Source organism: Streptomyces sp. NPDC001927, assembly GCF_053594455.1.
Genome location: NZ_JBSFEN010000004.1, coordinates 201,173 through 223,586, shown reverse-complemented (window position 1 = coordinate 223,586; position 22,414 = coordinate 201,173). Strand labels below are relative to the sequence as shown.

Genomic DNA, 22,414 nt, shown 5'->3' with positions numbered 1-22,414 from the left:
CGAGGGGACCGGGGCTCGCTTTCTCTCACGGAAGGAGCGGACCGCTACCCGGTAGTTGCGTATCGAGGAGACAGCAATGTCCACCTTCCCCGATGCCTCCGGAGCCGGATCGGTCGACGCACCGAACCTCGACTTCGCGGGCACGACGCCGTACGAGGACTACGTACAGGCGGATGTACTCACCCACCTCCAGCACCTCCGCTCCGACGACCCGGGCGAGATGGTCTTCCTGGTCACCACCCAGGTCATGGAGCTGTGGTTCACCGTCATCGTGCACGAGTGGGAGACCGCGAGCCGCGCCCTGCGCGAGGACCGCATCCCCGTCGCGATGGACGCGCTCAAGCGCTCCGTGCGCGAGCTGGAGGCCCTGAACCACTCCTGGCGGCCGCTGGCCCAGCTCACCCCCGCGCAGTTCAACTCCTACCGCGCGGCCCTCGGTGAGGGCTCCGGCTTCCAGTCGGCGATGTACCGCCGGATGGAGTTCCTGCTCGGCGAGAAGTCCGCGTCGATGCTGGTCCCGCACCGCGGGGCGCCCCGGGTCCACGCCGAGCTGGAGAAGGCGCTCCAGGAGCCCAGCCTGTACGACGAGGTCCTCAGGCTCCTCGCCCGGCGCGGGCTGCCCGTGCCGCAGTCCGTCCTCGGCCGTGACCTGGCGAAGAAGTACGAGCCGTCCCCCGAGGTCGAGAAGGTCTGGGCCGGGATATACGCGGACGCCGACCAGAACGCCGAGCTCGTCCGTCTGGGCGAGGCGCTCAGCGACGTCGCCGAACTGGTCTGGCGATGGCGCAACGACCACCTCGTCGCCACCCGGCGGGCCATGGGCTCCAAGACGGGCACCGGCGGCTCGGCGGGCGTGGCGTGGCTGGAGAAGCGGGCGCAGAAGAACGTCTTCCCCGAGCTGTGGACGGCCCGCAGCCATGTCTGAGACCTTGCGCGAGAACGCGCTCCGCAGGGATCTGGACGACCCGCTGGCCAAGCTCCGCGAGAAGTTCGTCCTGGACGAGGAGACGGTCTACCTCGACGGCAACTCGCTGGGCGCCCTGCCCGCGCACGTGCCCGACCGGATGGCCGACGTCATCACCCGCGAGTGGGGCCGGCTGCGGATCCGCTCCTGGGACGAGAGCGGCTGGTGGACCGCGCCCGAGCGGATCGGCGACCGGATCGCCCCGCTCGTCGGCGCCGCCCCCGGCCGGATCGTGGTCGGCGACTCGACCAGCGTGAACGTCTTCAAGGCGGTCGTCGCCGCGACCCGGCTGAGCACGGACGACCGGGACGAGATCCTCGTCGACGCGACGACGTTTCCCACGGACGGGTACATCGCGCAGTCGGCGGCCCGGATGACCGGCCGCAGGATCGTGCCGGTCGCGCCCGCGGAGATCGCGGACGCGGCGGGACCGCGCACCGCGGCCGCGCTCGTCAACCACGTCGACTACCGGACGGGTCGCCTCCACGACCTGCCCGGGATCACGGCCGCGCTGCACGAGGCGGGCGCCCTCGCGATCTGGGACCTGTGCCACAGCGCGGGCGCGCTCCCCGTCGGCCTGGAGGAGCACGGGGTCGACCTGGCGGTCGGCTGCACGTACAAGTACCTCAACGGCGGCCCCGGTTCGCCCGCGTACCTGTACGTCGCCGAGCGGCACCAGGCGGCCTTCGACTCCCCGCTGCCCGGCTGGAACTCGCACGTCGACCCGTTCGGGATGACCCCGGGCTACACGGCGGCCGAGGGCGTGGTGCGGGGCCGGGTCGGTACGCCCGACATCCTGTCCATGCTGGCCCTGGAGTCGGCCCTTGACGTCTGGGACGGCGTCGCCGTCGAGGACGTACGGGCCAAGTCGCTCGCCCTGACGGACTTCTTCGAGGAGTGCGTGGCCGCGTACGTAACGGCCGGCCGGGTCGTGTCCGTCACGCCCCGGGCGCACGGCGAGCGCGGCAGCCAGGTCGCGCTGCGGTGCGCCGAGGCGCCCGCCGTCATGGCGGAGCTGATCCGGCGCGGGGTGGTGGGCGACCTGCGCCGCCCGGACGTGCTCCGGTTCGGCTTCACGCCGCTGTACGTCGGCTTCGCGGACGCGGAGCGGGCGGCCCGGATCCTGGCGGAGGTCCTGGCCGAGATCCCGGCGGAGGCATCGGCTCCGCACCTCGACAGCTGAGGTCGGACGGTCGGATGATCGCTTGATCTGTGGGGGCGTCAGTGCTGATACGGTCCCCGCAGGTCAGGCCAATTCGGCCCCGTCCCCGAGAGGTTGGAACAGCATGCCGGACCCCGCCGCGCGCGACGCCGCCGAAGAAGCGTCGGCGTTCTCGCACCCGGCCGTCGCCCCGGACGCGTCCGCAGCGTACGGCGATCACCCCGACCAGGTCGTCGACTTCTACGCGCCGCGCGACGGCCGGCAGCGGGCGCCGCTCGTCGTCGCGCTGCACGGTGGTGCCTGGCGGGCGCCGTACGACCGGCAGCACCTCACCCCGTTCGTGGACTTTCTGGCCCGCCGGGGGTTCGCCGTCGCCAACGTCGAGTACCGGCGCGGCGGCGCCCTCCCCCGGCAGGGCGGTACGGGACCGGTCGCCGGCCGCTGGCCGGACACCTTCGACGACGTGGCCGCCGCCCTGGACGCCGTACCGAAGCTGGCGGCCGAGCACCTGCCGCAGGCGGACCCGCGCCGGATCGTGCTCACCGGCCACTCCGCCGGCGGCCACCTCGCCCTCTGGGCGGCCGCCCGGCACGTCCTCGCCCCCGACGCGCCCTGGCGCCTGCCCGCGCCGCCCGCGCTGCGCGGGGTCGTGGCCCTCGCCCCGATCGCGCACTTCGACCGGGCCGTGGAGCTCGGCGTGTGCGGCGGGGCGGTGACCGAATTCCTGGGCGGCGAGGGCGAGTTCGACGTACGGGCCCGGCACGCCGACCCGGCCCTGCTGCTGCCGACCGGGATCGCGACCGCGGTCGTCCAGGGCCGCGACGACGTCGTCGTCCCGCAGGAGGTGGCCGACGCCTATGTGGAGGCGGCGGCGAAGGCGGGCGAGACGGTCGGCCTCACGCTCCTCCCGGACGTCGGCCACTTCCCCCTGATCGACCCGGCGGCCGACGCCTGCGCGGTGGTGGCGGAGGAGATCGCCCAGCTCGCGTTCTGAGCAGCCCACGGCGCCCCGGAGGGGCCGCGCGGGGCCGTGTAGTACCTGGGACGGACGCGGCAGGATCCGCCGTCGTGGGGACGACCCGCGTCCGTCGTCCCCCGTACCGTTGCTGACGTGACAGACACCCGTGAAACGAGCCGCAGCCCCGAGTTCCGCCTGGCCCAGGGCGCGCTCGGCGGGCTGCGCCAGGACCTCTTCCACAACGCGTTCGAGTACCGGCCGCTGCCCCCCATGTCGGTCGACGGACCGCTGACCCGGCGCCTCCCGCGCCGGATACGCGAGAAGGCCCGCTGGACCCCGCACGCGATCGTGGTCTCCTTCGCGTTCTTCCTCTTCGCCGTGGGGACGACCGTCATCTACGGCAACGACCTCGTCGTCATGGCCTTCGCGGGCCTGCCCGCCCTGGTCGTGCTGCTGACCCTGGTCCGCCCGGTCCTCGCGTTCTGGGCGTCGCTGGCCACGACGCCGTTCATCAGCGCCCTCGGTTCGTACGGCGACGGCTGGCCGTGGGGCGCGACCTCGGGCGCGGCCCACGTGGCGGTCATGATCGTGGTGGCCGCCCGTACCCGCCCCCGTACCGCCGCCTGGATGTGGGCGGTCTCGGCCGTGTACGCCTTCTTCGCCACCGGCCTTCTCGCCCGGGGCTCCGGACCCGACGCCTTCGCGGTCCTCTTCCCCTCCGCGCTCGCGCTGCTCTTCGTGACCGTCGTCCAGGTCCGCCGCGAGGCGGAGAAGACCGTCACCGCCCAGCAGTCGGTCACGGCCGTGGAGCGCTCCAAGCGGACCCTCCTCGAGGAGCGCACCACGATCGCCCGCGAGCTCCACGACGTCGTCGCCCACCACATGTCGGTGGTCGCCATCCAGGCCGAGGCCGCGCCCTACCGGGTCGAGAACCCGCCGCCGGAGCTGGAGCAGGCCTTCGTCACCATCCGCGAGAACGCGGTGGCCGCCCTGACCGAGCTGCGCCGCGTTCTCGGAGTCGTACGGGCCGAGGACTACGAGGCCCCCGACGCCCCGCAGCCCACCCTCGCCGACCTCGACGGGCTCGTCGGCAACGTCCGCGAGGCCGGGCTCGACGTCGAGAAGACCGTCACAGGATCGGTCCGTGAGCTGCCGCAGGGCGTGGAGCTCTCGGCGTACCGGATCATCCAGGAGGCGCTCTCCAACGTGCTGCGGCACGCGCCGGGCGCGGCGGCGAAGGTGGAGGTCTCGTACGTCCTCGGCGGCCTCGGCCTGCGGATCGTCAACGGGCCGGCGAGGGGACTCGTGAAGCCTTCCCCCGGGGCCGGTCACGGGCTCACCGGGATGCGCGAGCGGGTGACGATGCTGAACGGCGAGATGACGGCCGAACCGACCGAGGACGGCGGTTTCGAGGTCACGGCGTTCGTCCCCGTGACCCGCGAGGAGACGGACCAGTGATCCGGGTACTGATCGTCGACGACCAGATGATGGTCCGCGAGGGATTCTCGGTGCTGCTCGGCGCGATGCCGGACATCGAGGTCGTCGGCGAGGCGGTCAACGGACGCGAGGCCATCGCCCAGGTCGCGGCCCTGCGCCCGGACGTCGTCCTGATGGACATCCGTATGCCGGAGCTGAACGGCATCGAGGCGACCCGCGAGATCGTCGCGGCGGACGCCGACGCGAAGGTGCTGGTCCTGACGACCTTCGACCTCGACGAGTACGTGTACCAGGCGCTGCGCGCCGGAGCCTCCGGCTTCCTCCTGAAGGACGCCTCGGCCCGGCAACTGGCCGACGGTGTACGGGTCGTGGCGGCCGGAGAGGCGCTGCTGGCGCCGACCGTGACGAAGCGGCTGATCACCGAGTTCGCGCGGGCGGCGGAGACGCCGAAGGTGCCGGCGATGGCACAGGTGGGCGAGTTGACCGAGCGGGAGACGGAGGTCCTGGTGCTGATCGCGCAGGGCCTGTCGAACGCGGAGATCGCCGACCATCTGGTGGTCGCCGAGTCGACGATCAAGACGCATGTGAGCCGGATCCTGGTGAAGCTGGGGCTGCGCGACCGGACGCAGGCGGCGGTCTTCGCGTACGAGGCGAGACTGGTGCAGGTCGGCGGGTAGCGGGTAGTCGGCCGACGGGTGTGCCGGTAGGTTCCGGCCATGGACGCTTCCTTCGACCCCTGGTCGCCGGGGTTCATCGCGGACCCGTACCCCGCCTACGCCGAGCTGCGGGCGGCGGGCCGGGCGCACTGGTACGGCCCGACCCGGCAGTGGCTGATCCCGCACTACGAGGACGTCTCGGCGCTGCTGCGGGACCGGCGCCTGGGCCGCACGTACACGCACCGCTTCACGCACGAGGAGTTCGGGCGCACGGCCCCGCCGGCCGCGCACGAGCCGTTCCACACGCTCAACGACCACGGGCTGCTCGACCTGGAGGCGGCGGACCACACGCGGATCCGCCGTCTCGTGTCGAAGGCGTTCACCCCGCGCACCGTGGAGAACCTGGCGCCGACGGTACGGAGGCTGGCGGCGGAGCTGGTCGGCGGCCTGGTCGCGCGCGGCGGCGGCGACCTCCTCGCCGATGTCGCCGAACCCCTCCCGGTCGCCGTGATCGCGGAGATGCTCGGGGTGCCGGAGGAGGACGAGGAGCGGCGGATGCTGCGGCCGTGGTCGGCCGACATCTGCGGGATGTTCGAGCTGAACCCCTCGGAGGAGACGGCCCGGCGGGCGGTGCGGGCGTCGCTCGACTTCTCGGCGTACCTGCGGGAGCTGATCGCGCGCCGCCGGAAGGACCCGGGCGAGGACCTGATCTCGGCCCTCGTGGGGGTCGAGGAGCTCACGGAGCAGGAGATGGTCTCCACGTGCGTGCTGCTCCTGAACGCGGGGCACGAGGCGACCGTCAACACGACCGTGAACGGCTGGTGGACGCTTCTGCGCCACCCGGAGCAGCTGTCGGCGCTGCGCGCGGATCCGGCCGGACTGTTGTCCACAGCTGTGGAGGAGGTCCTCCGCTACGACACGCCTCTGCAGATGTTCGAGCGGTGGGTCCTCGACGACATCGAGGTCGGTGACGTCAGGATCCCGCGCGGCTCGGAGGTCGCGCTCCTCTTCGGCTCCGCCAACCGCGACCCGGCCCGCTTCGCCGACCCGGACGTCCTGGACCTGTCCCGTACGGAGAACCCGCACATCACCTTCGGGGCGGGCATCCACTACTGCCTGGGCGCCCCGCTGGCCCGCCTGGAGCTGACGACCCTCTTCGCGGAGGTGCTGGACCAGGCGCCGACCCTCCGCCTGGCGGCGGAACCCGAGTGGAACCCGGGGTACGTCATCAGGGGCGTACCGGAGCTTCTGGTGGAGCTGTAGGAGCTGAAACGAGGAGGGCCCCGGAAACGGGGCCCTCTCGGTTTCACGCGGTGATCAGGTCCCGCTGCCGCAGGCGCCACAGGCCCGTCGCCGTCAGGGCCGCCGCCACCAGTGTCAGGGTCAGGACGGGCCCCCAGGCCATCTCCTGGCCGGGCAGCTTCGGCAGGTGGCCGAAGGGCGACAGGTTCAGCACGGCCTGGGGCAGGTCCAGGGCCCGGCCGATCCAGCCGAGCGCCAGGGACAGGCCCGCCACGCCCCACCCGGCCACGGCCGCCTTCGGGAAGGCGCCCCACAGCAGGACCGCGAGACCCGCCAGGGTCCAGATCGCGGGGAGCTGGGCGAGCGAGGCGCCCAGGATCGGGCCGAGGTCCTTGCCGTACGAGAGGTACAGGCCGAGGCCGCTCAGGAGCATGATCAGGGCGGCTCCCGCGAAGGCGATCACCAGGTGGCCGGCCGCCCAGGCGACCCGGCCCACGGCGTTGGCAAGGATGGGCTCCGCCCGCCCCGAGGTCTCCTCGCCGTGCGGCCGCAGCACCGAACCGACCGCGTACAGCGCGGCGATCATCCCGAACAGGCCGACCATCGTCGCGAGGAAGGCGTTGGTCAGACCGCTCTGACCGCCCATCCGCTCGAAGATCTCCCGCGCCTGCTCGTTGTCGCCGACGATGTCGGCCGCCCCCGAGACCATCCCGCCGAAGACCAGACCGCCGAGCAGGAAGCCGAGCGACCAGCCGAGCACGGTCCCGCGCTGAAGTCGCCAGGCCAGCGCCCCGGCCGTGGCGAGCCGGCCCACCGCCGGACCCGGACGGGTCGGCAGGAAGCTCATGCCCACGTCGCGCCTGCTCGCCAGCTCGTACGCCACCGCCGTCTGGACGAGCACGGCCACGGCGATCAGGAGCAGCACCCACCAGCGCTCGCCTGCGAAGGCGCGGACGTTCTCCGCCCAGCCGATCGGGGAGAGCCAGGTCAGGACGGAGTCGCCGTCGGCGTTCCCCGCGTCGCCCGCCGCGCGCAGCACGAAGGCGAGACCGAGGACGGCGGAGGTCAGGCCCTTGGCGAGGCGCGCGCTCTCCGTCAGCTGGGCGACGATCGCGGCCATCGTGGCGAAGAGCATGCCCGTGCCGCCCACCGCGAGGCCGAGCGCGAGCGCCCCGCCCGCGCCCTGCCCCGCGAGCCCGGCCGTGATCACGAGCGCGACGCCCGCGTTGGCGAGCAGCGCCGCGAGCAGCGCGGCGGTCAGCGGGGCGCGGCGGCCCACCACGGCGGAGGAGAGCATCTCCTGACGCCCCGTCTCCTCCTCTTCCCTGGTGTGCCGTACGACGATGATCAGGCTCATCACGGCGGCGAGCACGGCCGCGAAGGTGCCGAACCGCCAGGCCACGAGCCCGCCGAGGGAGTCGTCGAAGACCGGTCCGTACAGCGAGCGCATCGAGCTGTTGGCGGTCATCGACGCGGCCAGCTCGGCGCGGGCCTCCTGGGTGCCGTAGAGGCCCTTCAGGGAGCCGACGCCGCTGGCGACCATGCCGCCGGTGACGAGGACCCAGATCGGCATCATCAGCCGGTCGCGGCGGAGCGCGAGCCGGGTGAGCGGGCGGGTGCCCGCGAGAGTGAGGGTGCTCATCGCGCGGTCGCCTCATCGGTGGCGTAGTGCCGGAGGAAGAGCTCCTCCAGGGTGGGCGGGGTACTGGTCAGCGAGCGCACACCGGACTCGGTGAGCGACCGGAGCACGGCGTCGAGCTTGTCGGTGTCGACCTGGAGCCGCACCCTCAGTCCCTGGACGTCCAGGTCGTGGACGCCGGGGAGGTGGGCGAGCCCGTTGGGCGCGCCGGCGAGCTCGGCGCTGACGCTCGTACGGGTGAGGTGGCGCAGCTCGGTGAGCGAACCGCTCTCCACCGTCTGCCCCTTGCGGATGATGCTGACCCGGTCGCAGAGGGTCTCGACCTCGCTGAGGATGTGCGAGGAGAGCAGGATCGTGCGGCCGCGCTCCCGCTCCTCGGCGACGCAGCGCTGGAAGACCTCCTCCATCAGGGGGTCGAGGCCGCTGGTGGGCTCGTCGAGGATGAGCAGATCGACGTCGGAGGCGAAGGCGGCGACGAGGGCGACCTTCTGGCGGTTGCCCTTGGAGTAGGTCCGGCCCTTCTTCGTCGGGTCGAGCTCGAACCGCTCGATCAGATCGGCCCGCCGGGCCTTGTCGAGGCCGCCGCGCAGTCGTCCGTAGAGGTCGATGACCTCGCCGCCGGAGAGGTTGCGCCAGAGCGTCACGTCACCGGGGACGTACGCGATCCTGCGGTGCAGCTCGACGGCGTCGCGCCACGGGTCCTTGCCGAGGAGCTGGGCGGCGCCGGAGTCGGCGCGCAGCAGCCCGAGGAGGACGCGGATGGTCGTCGACTTGCCGGAGCCGTTCGGGCCGAGGAAGCCATGGACCTCACCGGTCTCGACCGCGAGGTCGAGCCCGTCGAGCGCGTGGGTACGGCCGAAGGACTTGTGCAGTCCGGCCACCGTGATTGCCTTCGTCATGCTTCAGAACGTACGCTACTTTCACAAACTTGTGAAGTTAACGAAGCGTATAAAGTTGGGGGATGAGCGAGATGACGACGCCCAGCGCGGGCGACGATGCGGCCGTGTCCCGATTCGTGGAACGCTTCGCCGCCGAACTCACCGAAGCGGGGATGCAGCGCATGGCGGCGAGGGTCTTCGCGGCCCTGCTGGCCTCCGAGACCGCGTCGATGACCTCCGCGGAACTCGCCGAACAGCTCCAGATCAGCCCGGCGGCCGTCTCCGGCGCGATCCGCTACCTCAGCCAGGTCGGCATGGTCAGCCGCGAACGCGACCCCGGCTCCCGCCGCGACCGCTACGTCCTCCACAACGAGGTCTGGTACGAGACCATGACCCGCCGCGACGCGATCCTGACCCGCTGGGAGAAGGTCCTCCGCGACGGCTCGGAGATCCTCGGCCCGAACACGGCGGCGGGCCGCAGGACGGGGGAGACGGCGGAGTTCTTCGAGTTCCTCCAGAGCGAGATGCTGAGCATGCTGGACCGCTGGCGGGTGCGGAAGGCGGCGAAGGGCGGCCAGGAGGCCTGACGCCCGACGCCTGACGTCTGAGGCCCGAAACGCCTGACGCCCGACGCCTGACGACTCAGGCCTTCGCCTTCGGCAGCGTCAGCTCCCACGCGCCCTCCCGGACCGTCCAGGTCCGGCGGCGGACCGGGCCAGAGATCACGGTGTCCGCGCGGTAGCGGAAGTCCGGGCCCGAGACCGTCAGGGTGTGGGCGTCGGCGTGGACGGGTGGGGCGGACGGGGGCTGGATCGTGATCGCGGCCAGGCCCGCGAGGGACCGTACGCTCACGCCCTCCACCGGCGCGCCCACGTCGCTGAGCAGCACGCCGTCCGCCTCCACCCGCAGCCGGTGGACGCGGGGTGCGGCGTGTGCCGGGTCCGGGCGGACCAGGGTGCGGACCAGGGAGCGGCAGGTGTCCCAGACGGTCGGCGGGGCCGGCGCGGGCACGGTCGGGCCCCGGCCGGCCGGGATTCTCAGGTCGCCGAGCACGACCCCGTCGCTGTCGTCGACGAGCAGGTCGAGCCGGCGCGGCACCCCGTCGAGCACCGCCCGCGCCGCCGCGACCGTGCCCGGCGGCACGCCGAGGGCGTACGCCACTTCCAGCGAGCCCGGCGCGCCGATCGGCACGAGCGACAGCGCCGCGCCCGCGAGCTCACGCTCACGGTGCAGCAGCGTCACCGTGCGTAGCAGCGTGCGGTCGTCGCCGACCACCACCGGGCGCCGTGAGCCGCGCCGGGCAAGGGCCCGGGAGAATTCCTCCGGGCTGTCCGGAAGGCAGATTTTCGCCTCTGCCCCCGCACACAACACATCTTTCGCGATCCGTACGGACTCGCCGTCACTTCGGCGGGCGACCGGGTCGATGACCACCAGCAGCTGGTCGTGAGCCGACACCTCGGTCCTTCCTCGGGTAGCATCTTTGTGCAAGAGCCCCTTGCGCTATTGCGCCAGGGGCTTCGTCTATTCCGGGGCACACCGGTGAGGCGGCCTCGGCCCCTGACCTTGGACATGCCCCACCCGGAAGGGGTGTACGCCTGTGCCCGCACTTGTGCTGCTCGGTGCTCAGTGGGGTGACGAGGGCAAGGGAAAGGCCACCGATCTCCTCGGTGGATCCGTTGACTATGTAGTGCGTTACCAGGGCGGCAACAACGCCGGCCACACCGTCGTCGTCGGCGACCAGAAGTACGCGCTGCATCTTCTCCCTTCCGGAATCCTCTCCCCGGGGTGCACCCCGGTGATCGGTAACGGAGTCGTCGTCGACCCGGCTGTCCTGCTCTCCGAGCTGAGCGGACTGAACGAGCGAGGCGTCGACACGTCGAAGCTCCTGATCAGCGGCAACGCGCACCTGATCACCCCGTACAACGTCACCCTCGACAAGGTGACGGAACGGTTCCTCGGCAAGCGCAAGATCGGCACGACGGGCCGCGGCATCGGCCCGACCTACGCCGACAAGATCAACCGCGTCGGCATCCGGGTCCAGGACCTGTACGACGAGTCGATCCTGATCCAGAAGGTCGAGGCGGCGCTCGAGGGCAAGAACCAGCTGCTCGCCAAGCTCTACAACCGCCGCGCGATCGACGCCGCCCAGATCGTCGAGGAGATGCTCCAGTACGCGGAGCAGATCAAGCCGTTCGTCGCCGATACCACCCTGATCCTCAACAACGCGCTGGACGAGGACAAGGTCGTGCTCTTCGAGGGCGGCCAGGGCACGCTTCTGGACGTCGACCACGGCACGTACCCCTTCGTCACCTCCTCGAACCCGACCGCGGGCGGCGCCTGCACCGGCGCCGGCGTGGGCCCGACGAAGATCAGCCGGGTCATCGGCATCCTCAAGGCGTACACGACCCGTGTCGGCGCCGGCCCGTTCCCGACGGAGCTCTTCGACGCGGACGGCGAGGCGCTGCGCCGCATCGGTGGCGAGCGCGGTGTCACCACCGGCCGTGACCGTCGCTGCGGCTGGTTCGACGCGGTCATCGCGCGGTACGCGACCCGGGTCAACGGCCTGACGGACTTCTTCCTCACCAAGCTCGACGTGCTGACGGGCTGGGAGCAGATCCCGGTCTGCGTCGCGTACGAGATCGACGGCAAGCGCGTCGAGGAGCTGCCGTACTCGCAGACCGACTTCCACCACGCGAAGCCGATCTACGAGATGCTGCCGGGCTGGTCCGAGGACATCACCAAGGCCAAGACCTTCGCCGACCTGCCGAAGAACGCGCAGGCGTACGTGAAGGCCCTGGAGGAGATGTCGGGCGCCCCGATCTCCGCGATCGGCGTCGGCCCCGGCCGGACCGAGACGATCGAGATCAACTCGTTCCTGTAGGAACACGCCTGTAGGAACACGCCTGTAGGAACACGACGCACGTGTGGGCCCGCACCCCGTCCCCCGGGGTGCGGGCCCACACGCGCGTCAGACGACATCCCCGTCTACACGTCCAGCTTCGTGTCCCGGCCCACCTTCTCCCACGCCACCAGGTCCTCCCTGACCTGCTCCAGGTGCCCCAGGATCGTGTCGATCGAGTCGTCGCCGAGCGCGAGCCGCAGCGGGGTCTCCTCCGCGTCGAGCGCCGCGAGCACGGCCGCCGCGGCCTTCGCCCGGTCGCCCGGCTGCGTGCCGCCGCTCGTCTCCACGTACGTACGCGTCGCACCGACCGTGTCCGCGTAGTCCGCGATCCCGTCCGCGCTCAGGCTGCGGTTGCCGAAGAGCTCCGTGCGGAACGCCCCCGGCTCGACGATCAGGACGTCGATGCCCAGCGGGCGCACCTCGGCCGCGAGCGCCTCCGACAGGCCCTCCAGGGCGAACTTCGTCGCGCTGTACGCACCGAAGCTGGCCATCGACATCTGCCCGCCCACGCTGCTGAGCTGCACGATCGCCCCCGAGCGGCGGGCCCGCATGTGCGGCAGGACCGCGCGCGTCAGCGCGGCGGGGCCGAAGACGTGGACGTCGAAGAGCGAGCGCAGCTCCGCGTCGCCGGTCTCCTCGACCGAGCCGACGTGGGTGCGGCCCGCGTTGTTGACGAGCACGTCGACACGGCCGTGGCGCTCGACGACGTCCGCCACGACGGCCTCGATCGCGACCGGGTCCGTGACGTCCAGGGCGACGGCGTCGATCTGGTCGGGGTGGGCGGCGACCAGGTCGTCCAGGGTCGCGACCCGGCGCGCGGCGGCGACGACCACATCCCCGGCGGCCACGGCCGCCTCGGTGAAGGCGCGCCCGAAGCCGCTGTTGGCGCCCGTGATCAGCCAGACCTTGCTCATGTCCGTACTCCCTCGTTCCCGCTTGCCCTCGTCCTTCGACAGGTCCAGCCTGCGCCGGGCGCCCGTTGCCGGTCCAAGACCTGTCGTGATAACCCATGGTTATGGACGTTCACGGTCGGGATCTCCGCTACTTCGTCGCCGTCGCCGATCAGCTCCACTTCACCCGCGCCGCCGAGGCCCTGTACGTCTCCCAGCCCGCGCTCAGCAAGCAGATCCGGGCCCTGGAGCGGCAGCTCGGCGCTCCGCTCTTCGACCGCGACCGCCACGGCGTCCGCCTCACCCCCGTCGGTACCGCGCTGCTGCCGCACGCCCGGGAGGTCCTCGCCGCGTGGGAGCGGGCCGAGGCGGCGGTACGGAGCGCACGGGAGGCCGGGAACGCCACGCTCGTCGTCGGCATGTCCACGAGCCCCGGCCGGGGCGGCCTGCTGCCCGCGATCCGCTCCCGGTTCACCGCCGCCCACCCGGAGGTCCGGCTGAAGCTGCGCCAGGTGGGCTGGGAGGACCCCTCGGCGGGCCTCGCGAACGGGTCGAGCGACGTCGCCTTCGTCTGGCTCCCCCTGGCGGACGCCGAGCGCTACCGCTGGGTCGTCGTGGCCACCGAGCCCCGCCTGGCCGCCCTGCCCGAGACCCACCCGCTGGCCGCCCGCGAGCGCCTCGACTTCGCCGACCTCCTCGACGAACCGTTCCTCGCCCTGCCCGCCGCCACCCCCGAACTCCGCGACCACTGGCTGGCCCTGGACGCCCGGGGCGGCCGGCCCCCGGTGATCGGCGGCGAGATCGCCAGCGCGGACGAGACGTACGAGTCGCTCGTCGGCGGCCTCGGCATCTGCCTGGTGGCCGAGGGGAACGCGCCCCTGCTCACCCGGGGCGGGGTCGTGGTCCGCCCCGTCGAAGGCCTCGCCCCGACGAGCTTCGCCCTCGCCTGGCGCACGGACGACGACCGCCGCGTGGTCCAGGACTACGCCCGGGCGGCGGCCGGGCACTAACGCCGGTAGTACTCCCCCGGCTCCCCGTCCAGCATCGGGTGGACCAGCAGCCGCTCGCGCCCCTTGAAGCGGTCGACCGTCACATAGCCGCCCGTGCCCACGCGTTCGCAGTCGCGGTCCGAGGCGTCCACGTCCGCCGTGCCCGGGGCGATGACGAGCGGCGGGCCCGCGGCGGCGAGGAGGGAGGTGAAGGTGCAGGTCACCGTGTCCGCCGTCAGGCCGCCCTCGTCGTCGAGGCGGGGGAAGCTGCGCTGCATCCGCAGGACGGGCGCGCCGATGGGGCCCTGGGTGATCGTGACCTCGTCGGAGTAGCGGTCGACGTTCTCGCCGTAGATCAGCGGGTCGTTCTCCATCTTCCAGGAGCCGACGTACGACGCCGGGACGATCGCCGTGCCCGTGCGCGCCTTGCGGAAGGTGGCCTTCGCCGCGCCCGAGGACCACTCCAGGACGTCGGGGGAGCGCAGGGTCAGGGTCTGGTGGGCGAGCGGGGTGCACCGCTGGGAGGGGACGCTCGTGGTGACGTCGGACTCGCCGAGGACCACCTTGTCCTCGTCGGCGGAGACGAGCCGCGAGCGGCCCATGCACATCTGCTCCTCCGACGTCCGCGTGTAGACGGCGACCTTCGCGCCCGCCGCCCCCTGGCCGATCTCGATCCGCGCCGCGTCCCTCGGGCTGTCCACCGAGCCGCGCAGCACGCCCTCCCAGGCGCCCAGGAACGCGCCGGGCACGATCCCCGACGGGCGCGGGGTCCCGCTCACGGTCCGGCCCCCGGCCCTGTTCTTGCCGCCGTCCTCCCCGGCGCCCGCGTCGGGCCAGTAGGCGTACGTGAGGCCGGCCGCCGCCGCCACGACGAGGGCGGTGGCGGCGGCGAGCAGGCCGGTACGGCGGCGGCGAGACGGTTTCGGGGGAGTCGGCGGTACGGGAGTGTCGTCGCCCGGACCCGCAGGGGAAGACGCGGCCGTCGGCGTCGCCTCCGCCTCCAGGATCCGCGCCGCGTGCCGGCCGAGCCGGGTCAGGACGTCCGCCGGGAGCCACGGGTCGGCGACCGTGATCGTCTCGACCAGCTCGGCGGCCGAGGGGCGCCGCGCCGGGTCCTTGGCGAGGCAGGCCCGGACCAGGCCGCTCAGCTCGGCCGGCAGGTCCGTCAGGTCCGGCTCGTCGTGCGCGATGCGGAACATCGTGGCGTGGACGCCGCTGTCCGCCGTACCGAACGGGGAGCGGCCGGTCGCCGCGTAGACGAGGACCGAGCCCAGGCAGAAGACGTCGGACGCGGGCGTCAGCTTCTCGCCCCGCACCTGCTCGGGCGACATGAAGCCGGGCGAGCCGACCAGTGCGCCGGTGCTGGTGAGCCCGCCGTCCGTGACGGTCTCCACGGCCCGCGCGATGCCGAAGTCGATGAGGCGCGGCCCGTCGACGGTCAGCAGCACGTTCCCCGGCTTGAGGTCGCGGTGGACGAGCCCCGCGGTGTGCACATGGGTGAGCGCGCGGGCGACCCCGGCCGCCAGCGTGCGTACCGTCGCGGGCGGCAGCGGCCCGAACTCCTCGCCCACCACGGTCCGCAGCGAAGGCCCGGGGACGTAGCCGACGGCCACCCAGGGCGCCTCCGCCCCCGTGTCCGAGCCGAGGACCGGAGTCGTCCCCGTCCCGCCGACCCGCTCGAGGGCGGCGACCTCCCGGGCGAACCGGCGCCGGAACTCGTCCTGCGCCGCCAGCTCCGCGTGCACCACCTTCACCGCGACCGTCCGGCCGCCCGACGAGCGCGCCAGGAACACCCGGCCCATCCCGCCGGCGCCCAGCCGGCCGAGCAGACGGAACGGACCGATGCTGACCGGGTCTTCCGCGTTCAAAGGCTCCACGACCGAAGAGGATGCCAGACCCTCCGACGAGGGTGTCGTCATCCTTCGCCGCAGATCCGCAGCCCCTTGGGCGTCGCGCAGGGCAGATGGCCATGCGTACGGATGACGTCCTGACCGCGCCCCTGCCGCAGATAGGTGAGGAAACTGGAGGTCAGCGAGTCGGCCGGCGGCTCGCCCCAGGTGTAGGCGTACTCGATCTCCCGGTACGGGTAGGTCGACGCGCCGATCTCGTCCACGTTCGGGACGCGGCCGTCGATGGCCACCTTGTGCAGGCCCTTCTGCCCGCTCACGGCCCGCAGTTCGGTGTATCCGATCGCCCCCGGCAGCTTGGCGACCGTCGACAGCACCTGGGCGGTGGAGTCCAGTTCGCAGCGGGTCACCGGGGCCTCGCGGTCGTCCCGGTTCTGGCAGTCCCGGGAGGAGTTCGCGGGCTCGTTGCGGTCCAGGACCCGGCGCTGGAAGACCTCCCGGGTACCGGAGTTGGCGTCCCGGCTGACCAGCAGGATGCGGCGGTCCGGGCCGCCCGGGATCTGCTTCCAGTTGTCGATCTCGCCCCGGTAGATCGCGCGGACCTGGTCGAGGGTGAGGTTCTCGACCGGGATCTCGTCGTTGAGGACGAGGGTGAAGAGGGAGACCGCGACCATGTTCTCGCGCAGCTCCGGGTAGCCGCCGGGCTTGCGGCCGTCGGAGAGCGCGACGACCGGCGGGGAGCCCTTGCCGCTCGCCGTGCCCGCCGCGTCGAGCGCCCGTATCCCCGCGGTCGAGCCGTGCGCGTCCACGACGATCGTGGAGCCCTCGCAGTCCTTCTGGTACTTGTCCGCCAGCTCCCGCACCGCCGGGGCGAACGCGGTGGAGCCGGTGACCTTGAGGGTGCCCTTGGCGCAGCCGATCGGCGGCGGGGCGTCGCGGGCGACGATGATCGCGGCGAGGGTGACCACGCAGGCGGCGAGGACGAGGGTGATGTTCCGGGCGGCGGGGCTGAAGGTCGGCGTCTTGTCGTCGACGCTCATGGATTCGTTGCGGTGGACCTCCACCCCGTCGCGGAGCCCGGTGATCTGGATCGCGCGCTCGGACACGTTCCCGGAGAGCATCACGAGCAGCTTGAAGTACTGCTTGCGCTCCAGCGACACCTTGGGCAGCAGGACGGACGAGTCCTGCTTCCGCAGCCCGTTGCCCGCCCGCATCTCGTCCCACAACGTCTCGGACTCCTGCGGGACGGTGGCGACCACGGCCAGGACGTCCTTGTCGCTGAAGGTGATCTTCAGCCCTTCGGCGTCGGCGGTGGACGGCCGGTAGTCCCCGTGGTCGATGTCGCGCTGCCCGTCGTTCTCGATCCGGAGCAGGACCAGGGTGGAGCCGTTCTCCGTGATCTCGCCGACCCGCAGGGTCCGGGCGCCGACGGTCTCGGCGACGCCCTCGCGCAAGGGCGTGTTCAGCTGTACGCGGTACCCGAGCCGCTTGCCCCGCTGCTGGAAGCGCTCGAACGCGACCACACCGGCGGAGACGAGGACACCGAGCAGCGCGGTGACCACGGCGATGACGTTCTCGGCGGTAACCCAGTCCACGGACGTGACGGTACGGACGGGTGTGCGGCTCTGTGGGGGAGGTCGCTTTCCGCCACCAGGAGTTCTCCCTTCGTTCAGCCGCCGGGTTCGTCCGCCGCATCCGCCGGGCGTGGATCGGCCGAACAACGGTTGCCGGTGCTGTGGACCGTGGGTGTAATGGCCACGAGGGGGCCAGGCGGAGAGGAACCCCATGCGTGTCGTCGAAGTGACCGCCTACGGCGGCCCTGAGGTCCTGAGAATGGCCCGCCGGCCTGAGCCCGAGGCCGGTGAGCGGCCCGGCATGGTCCGGGTGCGGCTGAAGGCGGCCGGGGTCAACCAGGCCGACCTGCGGATCCGCGCCGGCCGGTACGCCGACGTCGTCGGCCCCCTGCGGCCCCCGTTCGTCCTCGGGACGGACTTCGCGGGCAGGCTGATCGACCCCGTGCCCGGCATGCCGAAGGACACCCGGGTGGCCGGGTTCGTCCCCTGGTTCGAGGAGCTGACCGGCGAGGGGACGTACGCCGAGATCATCTGGGCCGCCCCGGAGTGGCTGGCCCCGATCCCGGACGACGTGGACTACACCGTGGCCGCCTCCGTCCCGCTGGCCGCGGCCACCGCCCAGCGCGGCCTGGACGAGCTGAACCTCCCCCAGGGCGCCACGCTGCTCGTCTCAGGGGCGAGCGGGGTGGTGGGCCGATTGGCGGTGCAGTACGCCGCGGCCGCCGGCCTGCGCGTGGTCGCCATCGCGCACGAGGGCGACCAGCACGAGCTGAAGGTCCTCGGCGCCGAGCACAGCGTGGTGCGGGGCACCCCGGACGAGATCGTCGAGCGGGTCGTCGACGCGGTCCCCGAGCGGGTGGACGCGGTCTTCGACGGCGCCTTCCTCGGCGCCCCGCTGCTCCGGACCGTGAAGGACGGCGGCTCCTTCATCGCCCTCGTCCCCGACCGGATGCCCGCGTCCGAGCGGAACATCCGGGTGGAGACCGTCCTCGGCCGGCCGGACCCCGCCCGGCTGAAGGAGACCCTGGAGAAGGTGGCGGCCCGGGAGATGATCACCCGGGTGTCGGACGTGATGCCGCTGGAGGAGGTCGCGGAGGCCCACCGCAGGGCGGAGGCGGGGCACAGGCCGGGCCGGATCATCCTCATGATCTAGGAACCCGGATCATCCTCGTGATCTAGGAACGATCCAGGAGCTGTTCGTACGCGTTCGGTACGCGTGAGGCGCCGGGCACCGGATGGTGTTCGGCGCCTTCGGCGTGTGCGGTGCACGGGAGTTGACACCCCGAACTGTCACCGTGATGAGTGTTGGTCTAGACCTTGACAGGTCCAGACCAAAGCCGCTTCGCTGGCCTTCCCCCACCCGGAAGGACGAGCATGCGCCGTCTCCTCTCTGTGATCGTCGGCTTCTGTACGGCAGTTGGGCTTGCGATCCTCATCCCCACGGCCGCCTCGGCCGGAGCGTCCGCCGCCTGTGCGGCCGCGTGGAACTCATCCAGCGTCTACACGGGCGGAATGACCGCCTCGCACAACGGCCGCAACTGGCAGGCCAAGTGGTGGACCCAGAACGAGACTCCCGGCACGACCGGCGAGTGGGGCGTCTGGGCCGACCAGGGCACGTGCGACGGCGGGCCCACCACCCCGCCCACGACCCCGCCGCCGTCGTCCGGATTCGTCGTCTCCGAGGCCCAGTTCAACCAGATGTTCCCGAGCCGGAACTCCTTCTACACGTACAGCGGCCTCACCGCCGCCCTGAGCGCCTACCCGGCGTTCGCCACCACGGGCGGCGACACGGTGAAGAGGCAGGAGGCCGCGGCCTTCCTCGCCAACGTCCACCACGAGACCGGCGGCCTGGTCCACATCGTGGAGCAGAACACGGCCAACTACCCGCACTACTGCGACAGCGGCCAGCCCTACGGCTGCCCCGCGGGCCAGGCCGCGTACTACGGCCGCGGCCCGATCCAGCTCTCCTGGAACTTCAACTACAAGGCCGCGGGTGACGCCCTCGGCATCAACCTCCTGAACGACCCGTACCGCGTCGAGCGCGACGCGGCCGTCGCCTGGAAGACCGGCCTCTGGTACTGGAACACCCAGAACGGTCCCGGCACGATGACCGGCCACAACGCCATGGTCAACCAAGCGGGCTTCGGCCAGACGATCCGCTCGATCAACGGCGCCCTGGAGTGCGACGGCAAGAACCCGGCGCAGGTCCAGAGCCGGGTCACGAAGTACCAGCAGTTCGCCCAGATCCTGGGCGTGCCCACGGGCGCGAACCTGTACTGCTGACACCGCTCCACCGATCTGACGATTCCCGGGACCCTCGGCGGAGGGCCCCGGGAATCGTTGTCATCCCGGTCCGTACGTCACTCCCGCCGGCGCCCTCCCGCTGCGTGCCGCCTGCACGGAAGTGCCGCGGGACACCGCCGTTGGGCCCCCGACGTCTGCCCTCACGTACCTTCCGCCGCGCGGTGGCCGTCGGGTTGAGTGGGAGGTTGCCGACGATCCCAGGAGGGGCGGAGCCCGATGCGCGAGCGGGAGAACGAGGAAGCCACCGGGGCCAAGGAGGGCCGGGGGGCCAGGCAGGCGCCCGCCGAGGCCGGGCATCCACGGTCCGAACTCCTCGCCCTCCAGGGCACCGTGGGCAACGCGGCGGTGGTCCAGATGCTCCGCCGGGCCGGCCACGGCCTGGACCAGGAGGAGCACCGGCACGGCGAGGGCTGCGGCCACGAGGAGAGCGCGGGGCCCGCCGTCCAGCGCTCCGCGGCCCCCGCGGTCCAGCGCTCCTCCGTCCACGACGTCCTGCGCGGCCCCGGTCGGCCCCTGGACAACGCCACCCGTACGGACATGGAGTCCCGCCTCGGCGCTGACTTCTCCGACGTACGCCTCCACACCGGCGGCGCCGCGAAGGCCTCCGCCGCCGAGGTCGGCGCCCGGGCCTACACCTCCGGCAACCACGTCGTCATCGGCGAGGGCGGCGGCGACGCGCACACCCTCGCCCACGAGCTGACCCATGTCATCCAGCAGCGCCAGGGCCCGGTCAGCGGTACCGACAACGGCAACGGGCTCGCGGTCTCCGACCCGTCCGACCGCTTCGAGCGCGAGGCCGAGGCCAACGCCCATGCGGTCATGAGCCGTCCGGCACCCCAGGCGTCCGCCGACGTCCAGCGTTCCGCCGTCTCCGATACGTCGACGGCCGGCGGGGCGGAGGCGCCCGTGCAGCGCACCCTGGCGGCGGGCCTTGCGAAGGGGACCCCGGTCGTCAAGCACACGGACGACGGGGACGTCGAGGGGCAGACGATCCTCAGTTTCGGCTTCGGGTCCTATCTGATCTCCGCAGGCGCGGACGGCAAGAAGCCCCGCGCGTCCCTGAAGGACAAGTCGTGGGGAACCGTCGACGGCCGTGAGGCGTCGCGCGCGGAGTACGACGCCGCCCGCGAGCAGGAGTTGGATCCGGCGGTCCTCGCCGCCAAGCAGAAGCAGAAGGACCTGGACCTCGGCGAGAACTACCTCAGCGCCGACTACCGCCGGATCAACCCGCTGCTGGCGGCCCTCGTCCAGGTCGGCTTCGCCCCGGCGGAGATCGCCACCCCGGGCTTCACCTACATGTCGAAGGAGAGCGAGGTGCTCGACGCGTGGCGCAGCGTGGCCATCGCGCGGGGCTACGCGAACGAACAGACCACGGAGTCGTGGGACGGGAAGCACCTCGCGGACACCTTCGACATCTTCGCCCGGATCAACGGCGTGTGGGACGACTTCGCGACGCCGCCCGCGAACGAGGAGGGCAACGTGGTGCGCGGTGACAGCAAGTACATGTACGAGTCGTTCGGCGGGATCCTGAAGCAGGGGGAGAGCCACCCGGAGGGTGGCGAGGTCTCCGTCGACGAGACGATCGAATGGCCGGCGATCCTGTCGACCACGTACGGCGATCCGCTGACCCACACGTACGTGGCGGGCAAGGAGATCGTGTGGGACTTCACCCTGCCGGAGGGCCACCGCGGACGGGAGCTCGGCAAGAACAACAAGTCCGAGCAGGAGATGACCTTCCCGATCGGCACGAGGATCCACATCAGGAAGATCCTCGTGCGGAGCGGGAAGTTCCAGCAGGCGAAGGCGGAGAAGTACGGCAAGAGCGCCGCGATCGTCGTCTTCGCCGACATCCTGGCGGGACAGGGGGAGAACCGGGGCGCCTAGGGCGCTTGCTCCAGTCGGTCCAGCGCCTCGGAGAGCCGTTCCAGCACCCGTACGGTCTCCTCGAAGGCCTCCGGGCCGCCCAGCTCGTTCGTCAGGCGGGCCGCCAGGTCCGCGTGGCCCGGGTCGATGCGGTGGATCGCGGCGCGGCCCTCGGGGGTCGGGGTGAGGAGCTTGGCGCGGCGGTGGGCCGGGTTCGGCTCGTACGCCGCGAGGCCGCGCTCCACGAGGAGGTCCGCGATCCGCTGGACGCTCTGCCGGGTGATGCCCATGGCGCGGGCGATCCCGGCGACCGGCAGCGGCTCGGGCAGCACGGCGCCCAAGACCTGCCACCAGGCGGCGGTCAGCCCGGCCGGCTCGGCCAGCTTCTCGGAGACGGCGAGGAACTGGCCGTTGAGCCGGAAGACGCCGAGGGCCGTACGGGACAGGGCGTCCTGCTGCTCGCGGCTCACGCGTTCAGCTCCTCGTAGGCCGCGGGGTCCGAGTCGTGGAAGAGCCGGTACCAGGCGTCCAGCTGGGCGCCCTCGAAGGCGCCGAGCTTCCCGAGCACCTCGCGGGCGAAGGCCACCGGCTCGGTCGGCCCGGCGGTGATCAGGTCGCCGTCGGTGACGGCGTCCGCGTCGACGTAGTGCTCGCCGCCCTGGTAGCCGGTCGCGGCCAGGTAGAACGAGACGGCGCTGGTGTGCGCGCGGTCGTCGAGCAGACCCTCGCGGGCCAGGCCGGCGGTGGCGCCGCAGATGGCGGCGACGGGGACCCCCGCGTCGAGGAAGCGGCGCGCGGCGGCCGCGAAGGGCGCGAGCTCGTCGCCCGCGTCCCAGAGGTCGGCGCCCGGGAGGATCAGCATCGCGCTGTCCTCGGGCCGGAGGTCGTCGAGCGCGAGGTCGGCCAGGATCCGCGTCCCGGCGATGCTGGCGACGGGCTTGTCGGCGACGACCCCGACGGTCCTGACCGTGAAGCCGGAGCGGGCGAGCCAGGCGGTGGCGTGCCCGGTCTCCCAGTCGGCGAGGGTGTCGTAGACGGCGAGGTGGACGGTGCGGGGCATTGCGGGCCTCCTGCGGTGGTCGGTGCCGTTCTGCTGATGACAGAAGACT

At 72.3% G+C, this 22,414-nt stretch carries 20 protein-coding genes; 12 read left to right on the top strand and 8 right to left on the bottom strand.

Going from position 1 to position 22,414, the window contains the following annotated elements:
- Positions 1-76: 76 nt before the first annotated feature.
- The 6 genes from ACWCO8_RS11550 to ACWCO8_RS11525 all read left to right on the top strand — a co-directional run bounded on the left by ACWCO8_RS11550 (position 77) and on the right by ACWCO8_RS11525 (position 6,440).
- The gene (locus tag ACWCO8_RS11550) at positions 77-925 is read left to right on the top strand and encodes a tryptophan 2,3-dioxygenase family protein (RefSeq protein ID WP_362005844.1); all 849 of its coding nucleotides are present in this window, start codon (positions 77-79) and stop codon (positions 923-925) included.
- A complete protein-coding gene (gene kynU, locus ACWCO8_RS11545) occupies positions 918-2,147 on the top strand; it encodes a kynureninase (protein WP_451032082.1) in 1,230 nt (409 codons plus the stop codon). Before ACWCO8_RS11550 ends, kynU begins: the two co-directional genes overlap by 8 nt.
- A 103-nt stretch (positions 2,148-2,250) precedes the next feature.
- Entirely contained in the window at positions 2,251-3,120 is an 870-nt protein-coding gene (locus ACWCO8_RS11540; RefSeq protein WP_362005849.1) for an alpha/beta hydrolase family protein, read from the top strand.
- A gap of 117 nt (positions 3,121-3,237) precedes the next feature.
- Positions 3,238-4,542: a sensor histidine kinase gene (locus ACWCO8_RS11535; RefSeq protein WP_451032081.1), complete on the top strand. Its 1,305-nt coding sequence runs from the start codon at positions 3,238-3,240 to the stop codon at positions 4,540-4,542.
- Complete coding sequence (locus tag ACWCO8_RS11530) at positions 4,539-5,198, top strand: response regulator (RefSeq protein ID WP_451032080.1); 660 nt, start codon at positions 4,539-4,541, stop codon at positions 5,196-5,198. The genes ACWCO8_RS11535 and ACWCO8_RS11530 overlap by 4 nt, the downstream gene beginning before the upstream one ends.
- Before the next feature lie 39 nt (positions 5,199-5,237).
- Positions 5,238-6,440 (top strand): cytochrome P450, encoded by a 1,203-nt coding sequence (locus ACWCO8_RS11525; RefSeq protein WP_451032079.1) that lies wholly within the window; start codon positions 5,238-5,240, stop codon positions 6,438-6,440.
- Positions 6,441-6,483: 43 nt separating this feature from the next.
- On the opposite strand, the gene ACWCO8_RS11520 is transcribed toward ACWCO8_RS11525, so the two are convergent.
- Both ACWCO8_RS11520 and ACWCO8_RS11515 read right to left on the bottom strand, forming a co-directional pair.
- Positions 6,484-8,061 (bottom strand): ABC transporter permease, encoded by a 1,578-nt coding sequence (locus tag ACWCO8_RS11520; protein ID WP_451032078.1) that lies wholly within the window; start codon positions 8,059-8,061, stop codon positions 6,484-6,486.
- Entirely contained in the window at positions 8,058-8,957 is a 900-nt protein-coding gene (locus tag ACWCO8_RS11515) for an ABC transporter ATP-binding protein (RefSeq protein WP_451032077.1), read from the bottom strand. Before ACWCO8_RS11515 ends, ACWCO8_RS11520 begins: the two co-directional genes overlap by 4 nt.
- A 62-nt stretch (positions 8,958-9,019) precedes the next feature.
- Between ACWCO8_RS11515 and ACWCO8_RS11510 the strand changes: the two genes are divergently transcribed.
- The gene (locus tag ACWCO8_RS11510; RefSeq protein ID WP_451032076.1) at positions 9,020-9,523 is read left to right on the top strand and encodes a GbsR/MarR family transcriptional regulator; all 504 of its coding nucleotides are present in this window, start codon (positions 9,020-9,022) and stop codon (positions 9,521-9,523) included.
- 55 nt (positions 9,524-9,578) lie between these two features.
- On the opposite strand, the gene ACWCO8_RS11505 is transcribed toward ACWCO8_RS11510, so the two are convergent.
- Positions 9,579-10,391 (bottom strand): diacylglycerol kinase, encoded by an 813-nt coding sequence (locus ACWCO8_RS11505; RefSeq protein WP_451032075.1) that lies wholly within the window; start codon positions 10,389-10,391, stop codon positions 9,579-9,581.
- A 142-nt stretch (positions 10,392-10,533) separates the two neighbouring features.
- Between ACWCO8_RS11505 and ACWCO8_RS11500 the strand changes: the two genes are divergently transcribed.
- Positions 10,534-11,817: an adenylosuccinate synthase gene (locus ACWCO8_RS11500; RefSeq protein WP_189832055.1), complete on the top strand. Its 1,284-nt coding sequence runs from the start codon at positions 10,534-10,536 to the stop codon at positions 11,815-11,817.
- 104 nt (positions 11,818-11,921) lie between these two features.
- Here the strand turns inward: ACWCO8_RS11500 and ACWCO8_RS11495 are convergent, their stop codons facing one another.
- Positions 11,922-12,752 carry an oxidoreductase gene (locus ACWCO8_RS11495; protein WP_451032074.1) on the bottom strand — a complete coding sequence of 277 codons (831 nt, stop codon included), beginning with the start codon at positions 12,750-12,752 and terminating at the stop codon, positions 11,922-11,924.
- Between the two features lie 95 nt (positions 12,753-12,847).
- Between ACWCO8_RS11495 and ACWCO8_RS11490 the strand changes: the two genes are divergently transcribed.
- Positions 12,848-13,738, top strand: coding sequence for a LysR family transcriptional regulator (locus ACWCO8_RS11490; protein WP_451032073.1), 891 nt, complete (start codon positions 12,848-12,850; stop codon positions 13,736-13,738).
- Here the strand turns inward: ACWCO8_RS11490 and ACWCO8_RS11485 are convergent.
- Both ACWCO8_RS11485 and ACWCO8_RS11480 read right to left on the bottom strand, forming a co-directional pair.
- On the bottom strand, positions 13,735-15,594 hold the full coding sequence (locus ACWCO8_RS11485) for a serine/threonine-protein kinase (protein ID WP_451032072.1): 1,860 nt from the start codon (positions 15,592-15,594) through the stop codon (positions 13,735-13,737). The two genes, ACWCO8_RS11490 and ACWCO8_RS11485, sit on opposite strands and share 4 nt — an antisense overlap.
- 38 nt (positions 15,595-15,632) lie before the next feature.
- A complete protein-coding gene (locus ACWCO8_RS11480) occupies positions 15,633-17,159 on the bottom strand; it encodes a substrate-binding domain-containing protein (RefSeq protein ID WP_451032071.1) in 1,527 nt (508 codons plus the stop codon).
- 190 nt (positions 17,160-17,349) lie between these two features.
- Here ACWCO8_RS11480 and ACWCO8_RS11475 point away from each other — a divergent pair, with 190 nt between their 5' ends.
- The 3 genes from ACWCO8_RS11475 to ACWCO8_RS11465 all read left to right on the top strand — a co-directional run bounded on the left by ACWCO8_RS11475 (position 17,350) and on the right by ACWCO8_RS11465 (position 21,326).
- On the top strand, positions 17,350-18,291 hold the full coding sequence (locus tag ACWCO8_RS11475) for an NADP-dependent oxidoreductase (RefSeq protein ID WP_451032070.1): 942 nt from the start codon (positions 17,350-17,352) through the stop codon (positions 18,289-18,291).
- 221 nt (positions 18,292-18,512) lie between these two features.
- Complete coding sequence (locus ACWCO8_RS11470) at positions 18,513-19,421, top strand: glycoside hydrolase family 19 protein (protein WP_451032069.1); 909 nt, start codon at positions 18,513-18,515, stop codon at positions 19,419-19,421.
- A gap of 237 nt (positions 19,422-19,658) precedes the next feature.
- A complete protein-coding gene (locus ACWCO8_RS11465) occupies positions 19,659-21,326 on the top strand; it encodes an eCIS core domain-containing protein (RefSeq protein ID WP_451032068.1) in 1,668 nt (555 codons plus the stop codon).
- On the opposite strand, the gene ACWCO8_RS11460 is transcribed toward ACWCO8_RS11465, so the two are convergent.
- Positions 21,323-21,775 (bottom strand): MarR family winged helix-turn-helix transcriptional regulator, encoded by a 453-nt coding sequence (locus ACWCO8_RS11460; RefSeq protein WP_451032067.1) that lies wholly within the window; start codon positions 21,773-21,775, stop codon positions 21,323-21,325. The genes ACWCO8_RS11465 and ACWCO8_RS11460 overlap by 4 nt on opposite strands.
- The gene (locus tag ACWCO8_RS11455; protein ID WP_451032066.1) at positions 21,772-22,365 is read right to left on the bottom strand and encodes a DJ-1/PfpI family protein; all 594 of its coding nucleotides are present in this window, start codon (positions 22,363-22,365) and stop codon (positions 21,772-21,774) included. Before ACWCO8_RS11455 ends, ACWCO8_RS11460 begins: the two co-directional genes overlap by 4 nt.
- Positions 22,366-22,414 lie beyond the last annotated feature (49 nt).

What these genes read in the sequence shown, in the direction of transcription:
- ACWCO8_RS11550 (WP_362005844.1), top strand. Translation starts at nt 77, where the DNA reads ATGTCCACCTTCCCCGATGCCTCCGGAGCCGGATCGGTCGACGCACCG.
- kynU (WP_451032082.1), top strand. Translation starts at nt 918, where the DNA reads ATGTCTGAGACCTTGCGCGAGAACGCGCTCCGCAGGGATCTGGACGAC.
- ACWCO8_RS11540 (WP_362005849.1), top strand. Translation starts at nt 2,251, where the DNA reads ATGCCGGACCCCGCCGCGCGCGACGCCGCCGAAGAAGCGTCGGCGTTC.
- ACWCO8_RS11525 (WP_451032079.1), top strand. Translation starts at nt 5,238, where the DNA reads ATGGACGCTTCCTTCGACCCCTGGTCGCCGGGGTTCATCGCGGACCCG.
- ACWCO8_RS11520 (WP_451032078.1), bottom strand. Translation starts at nt 8,061, where the DNA reads ATGAGCACCCTCACTCTCGCGGGCACCCGCCCGCTCACCCGGCTCGCG.
- ACWCO8_RS11515 (WP_451032077.1), bottom strand. Translation starts at nt 8,957, where the DNA reads ATGACGAAGGCAATCACGGTGGCCGGACTGCACAAGTCCTTCGGCCGT.
- ACWCO8_RS11510 (WP_451032076.1), top strand. Translation starts at nt 9,020, where the DNA reads ATGAGCGAGATGACGACGCCCAGCGCGGGCGACGATGCGGCCGTGTCC.
- ACWCO8_RS11495 (WP_451032074.1), bottom strand. Translation starts at nt 12,752, where the DNA reads ATGAGCAAGGTCTGGCTGATCACGGGCGCCAACAGCGGCTTCGGGCGC.
- ACWCO8_RS11490 (WP_451032073.1), top strand. Translation starts at nt 12,848, where the DNA reads ATGGTTATGGACGTTCACGGTCGGGATCTCCGCTACTTCGTCGCCGTC.
- ACWCO8_RS11475 (WP_451032070.1), top strand. Translation starts at nt 17,350, where the DNA reads ATGCGTGTCGTCGAAGTGACCGCCTACGGCGGCCCTGAGGTCCTGAGA.
- ACWCO8_RS11470 (WP_451032069.1), top strand. Translation starts at nt 18,513, where the DNA reads ATGCGCCGTCTCCTCTCTGTGATCGTCGGCTTCTGTACGGCAGTTGGG.
- ACWCO8_RS11465 (WP_451032068.1), top strand. Translation starts at nt 19,659, where the DNA reads ATGCGCGAGCGGGAGAACGAGGAAGCCACCGGGGCCAAGGAGGGCCGG.
- ACWCO8_RS11455 (WP_451032066.1), bottom strand. Translation starts at nt 22,365, where the DNA reads ATGCCCCGCACCGTCCACCTCGCCGTCTACGACACCCTCGCCGACTGG.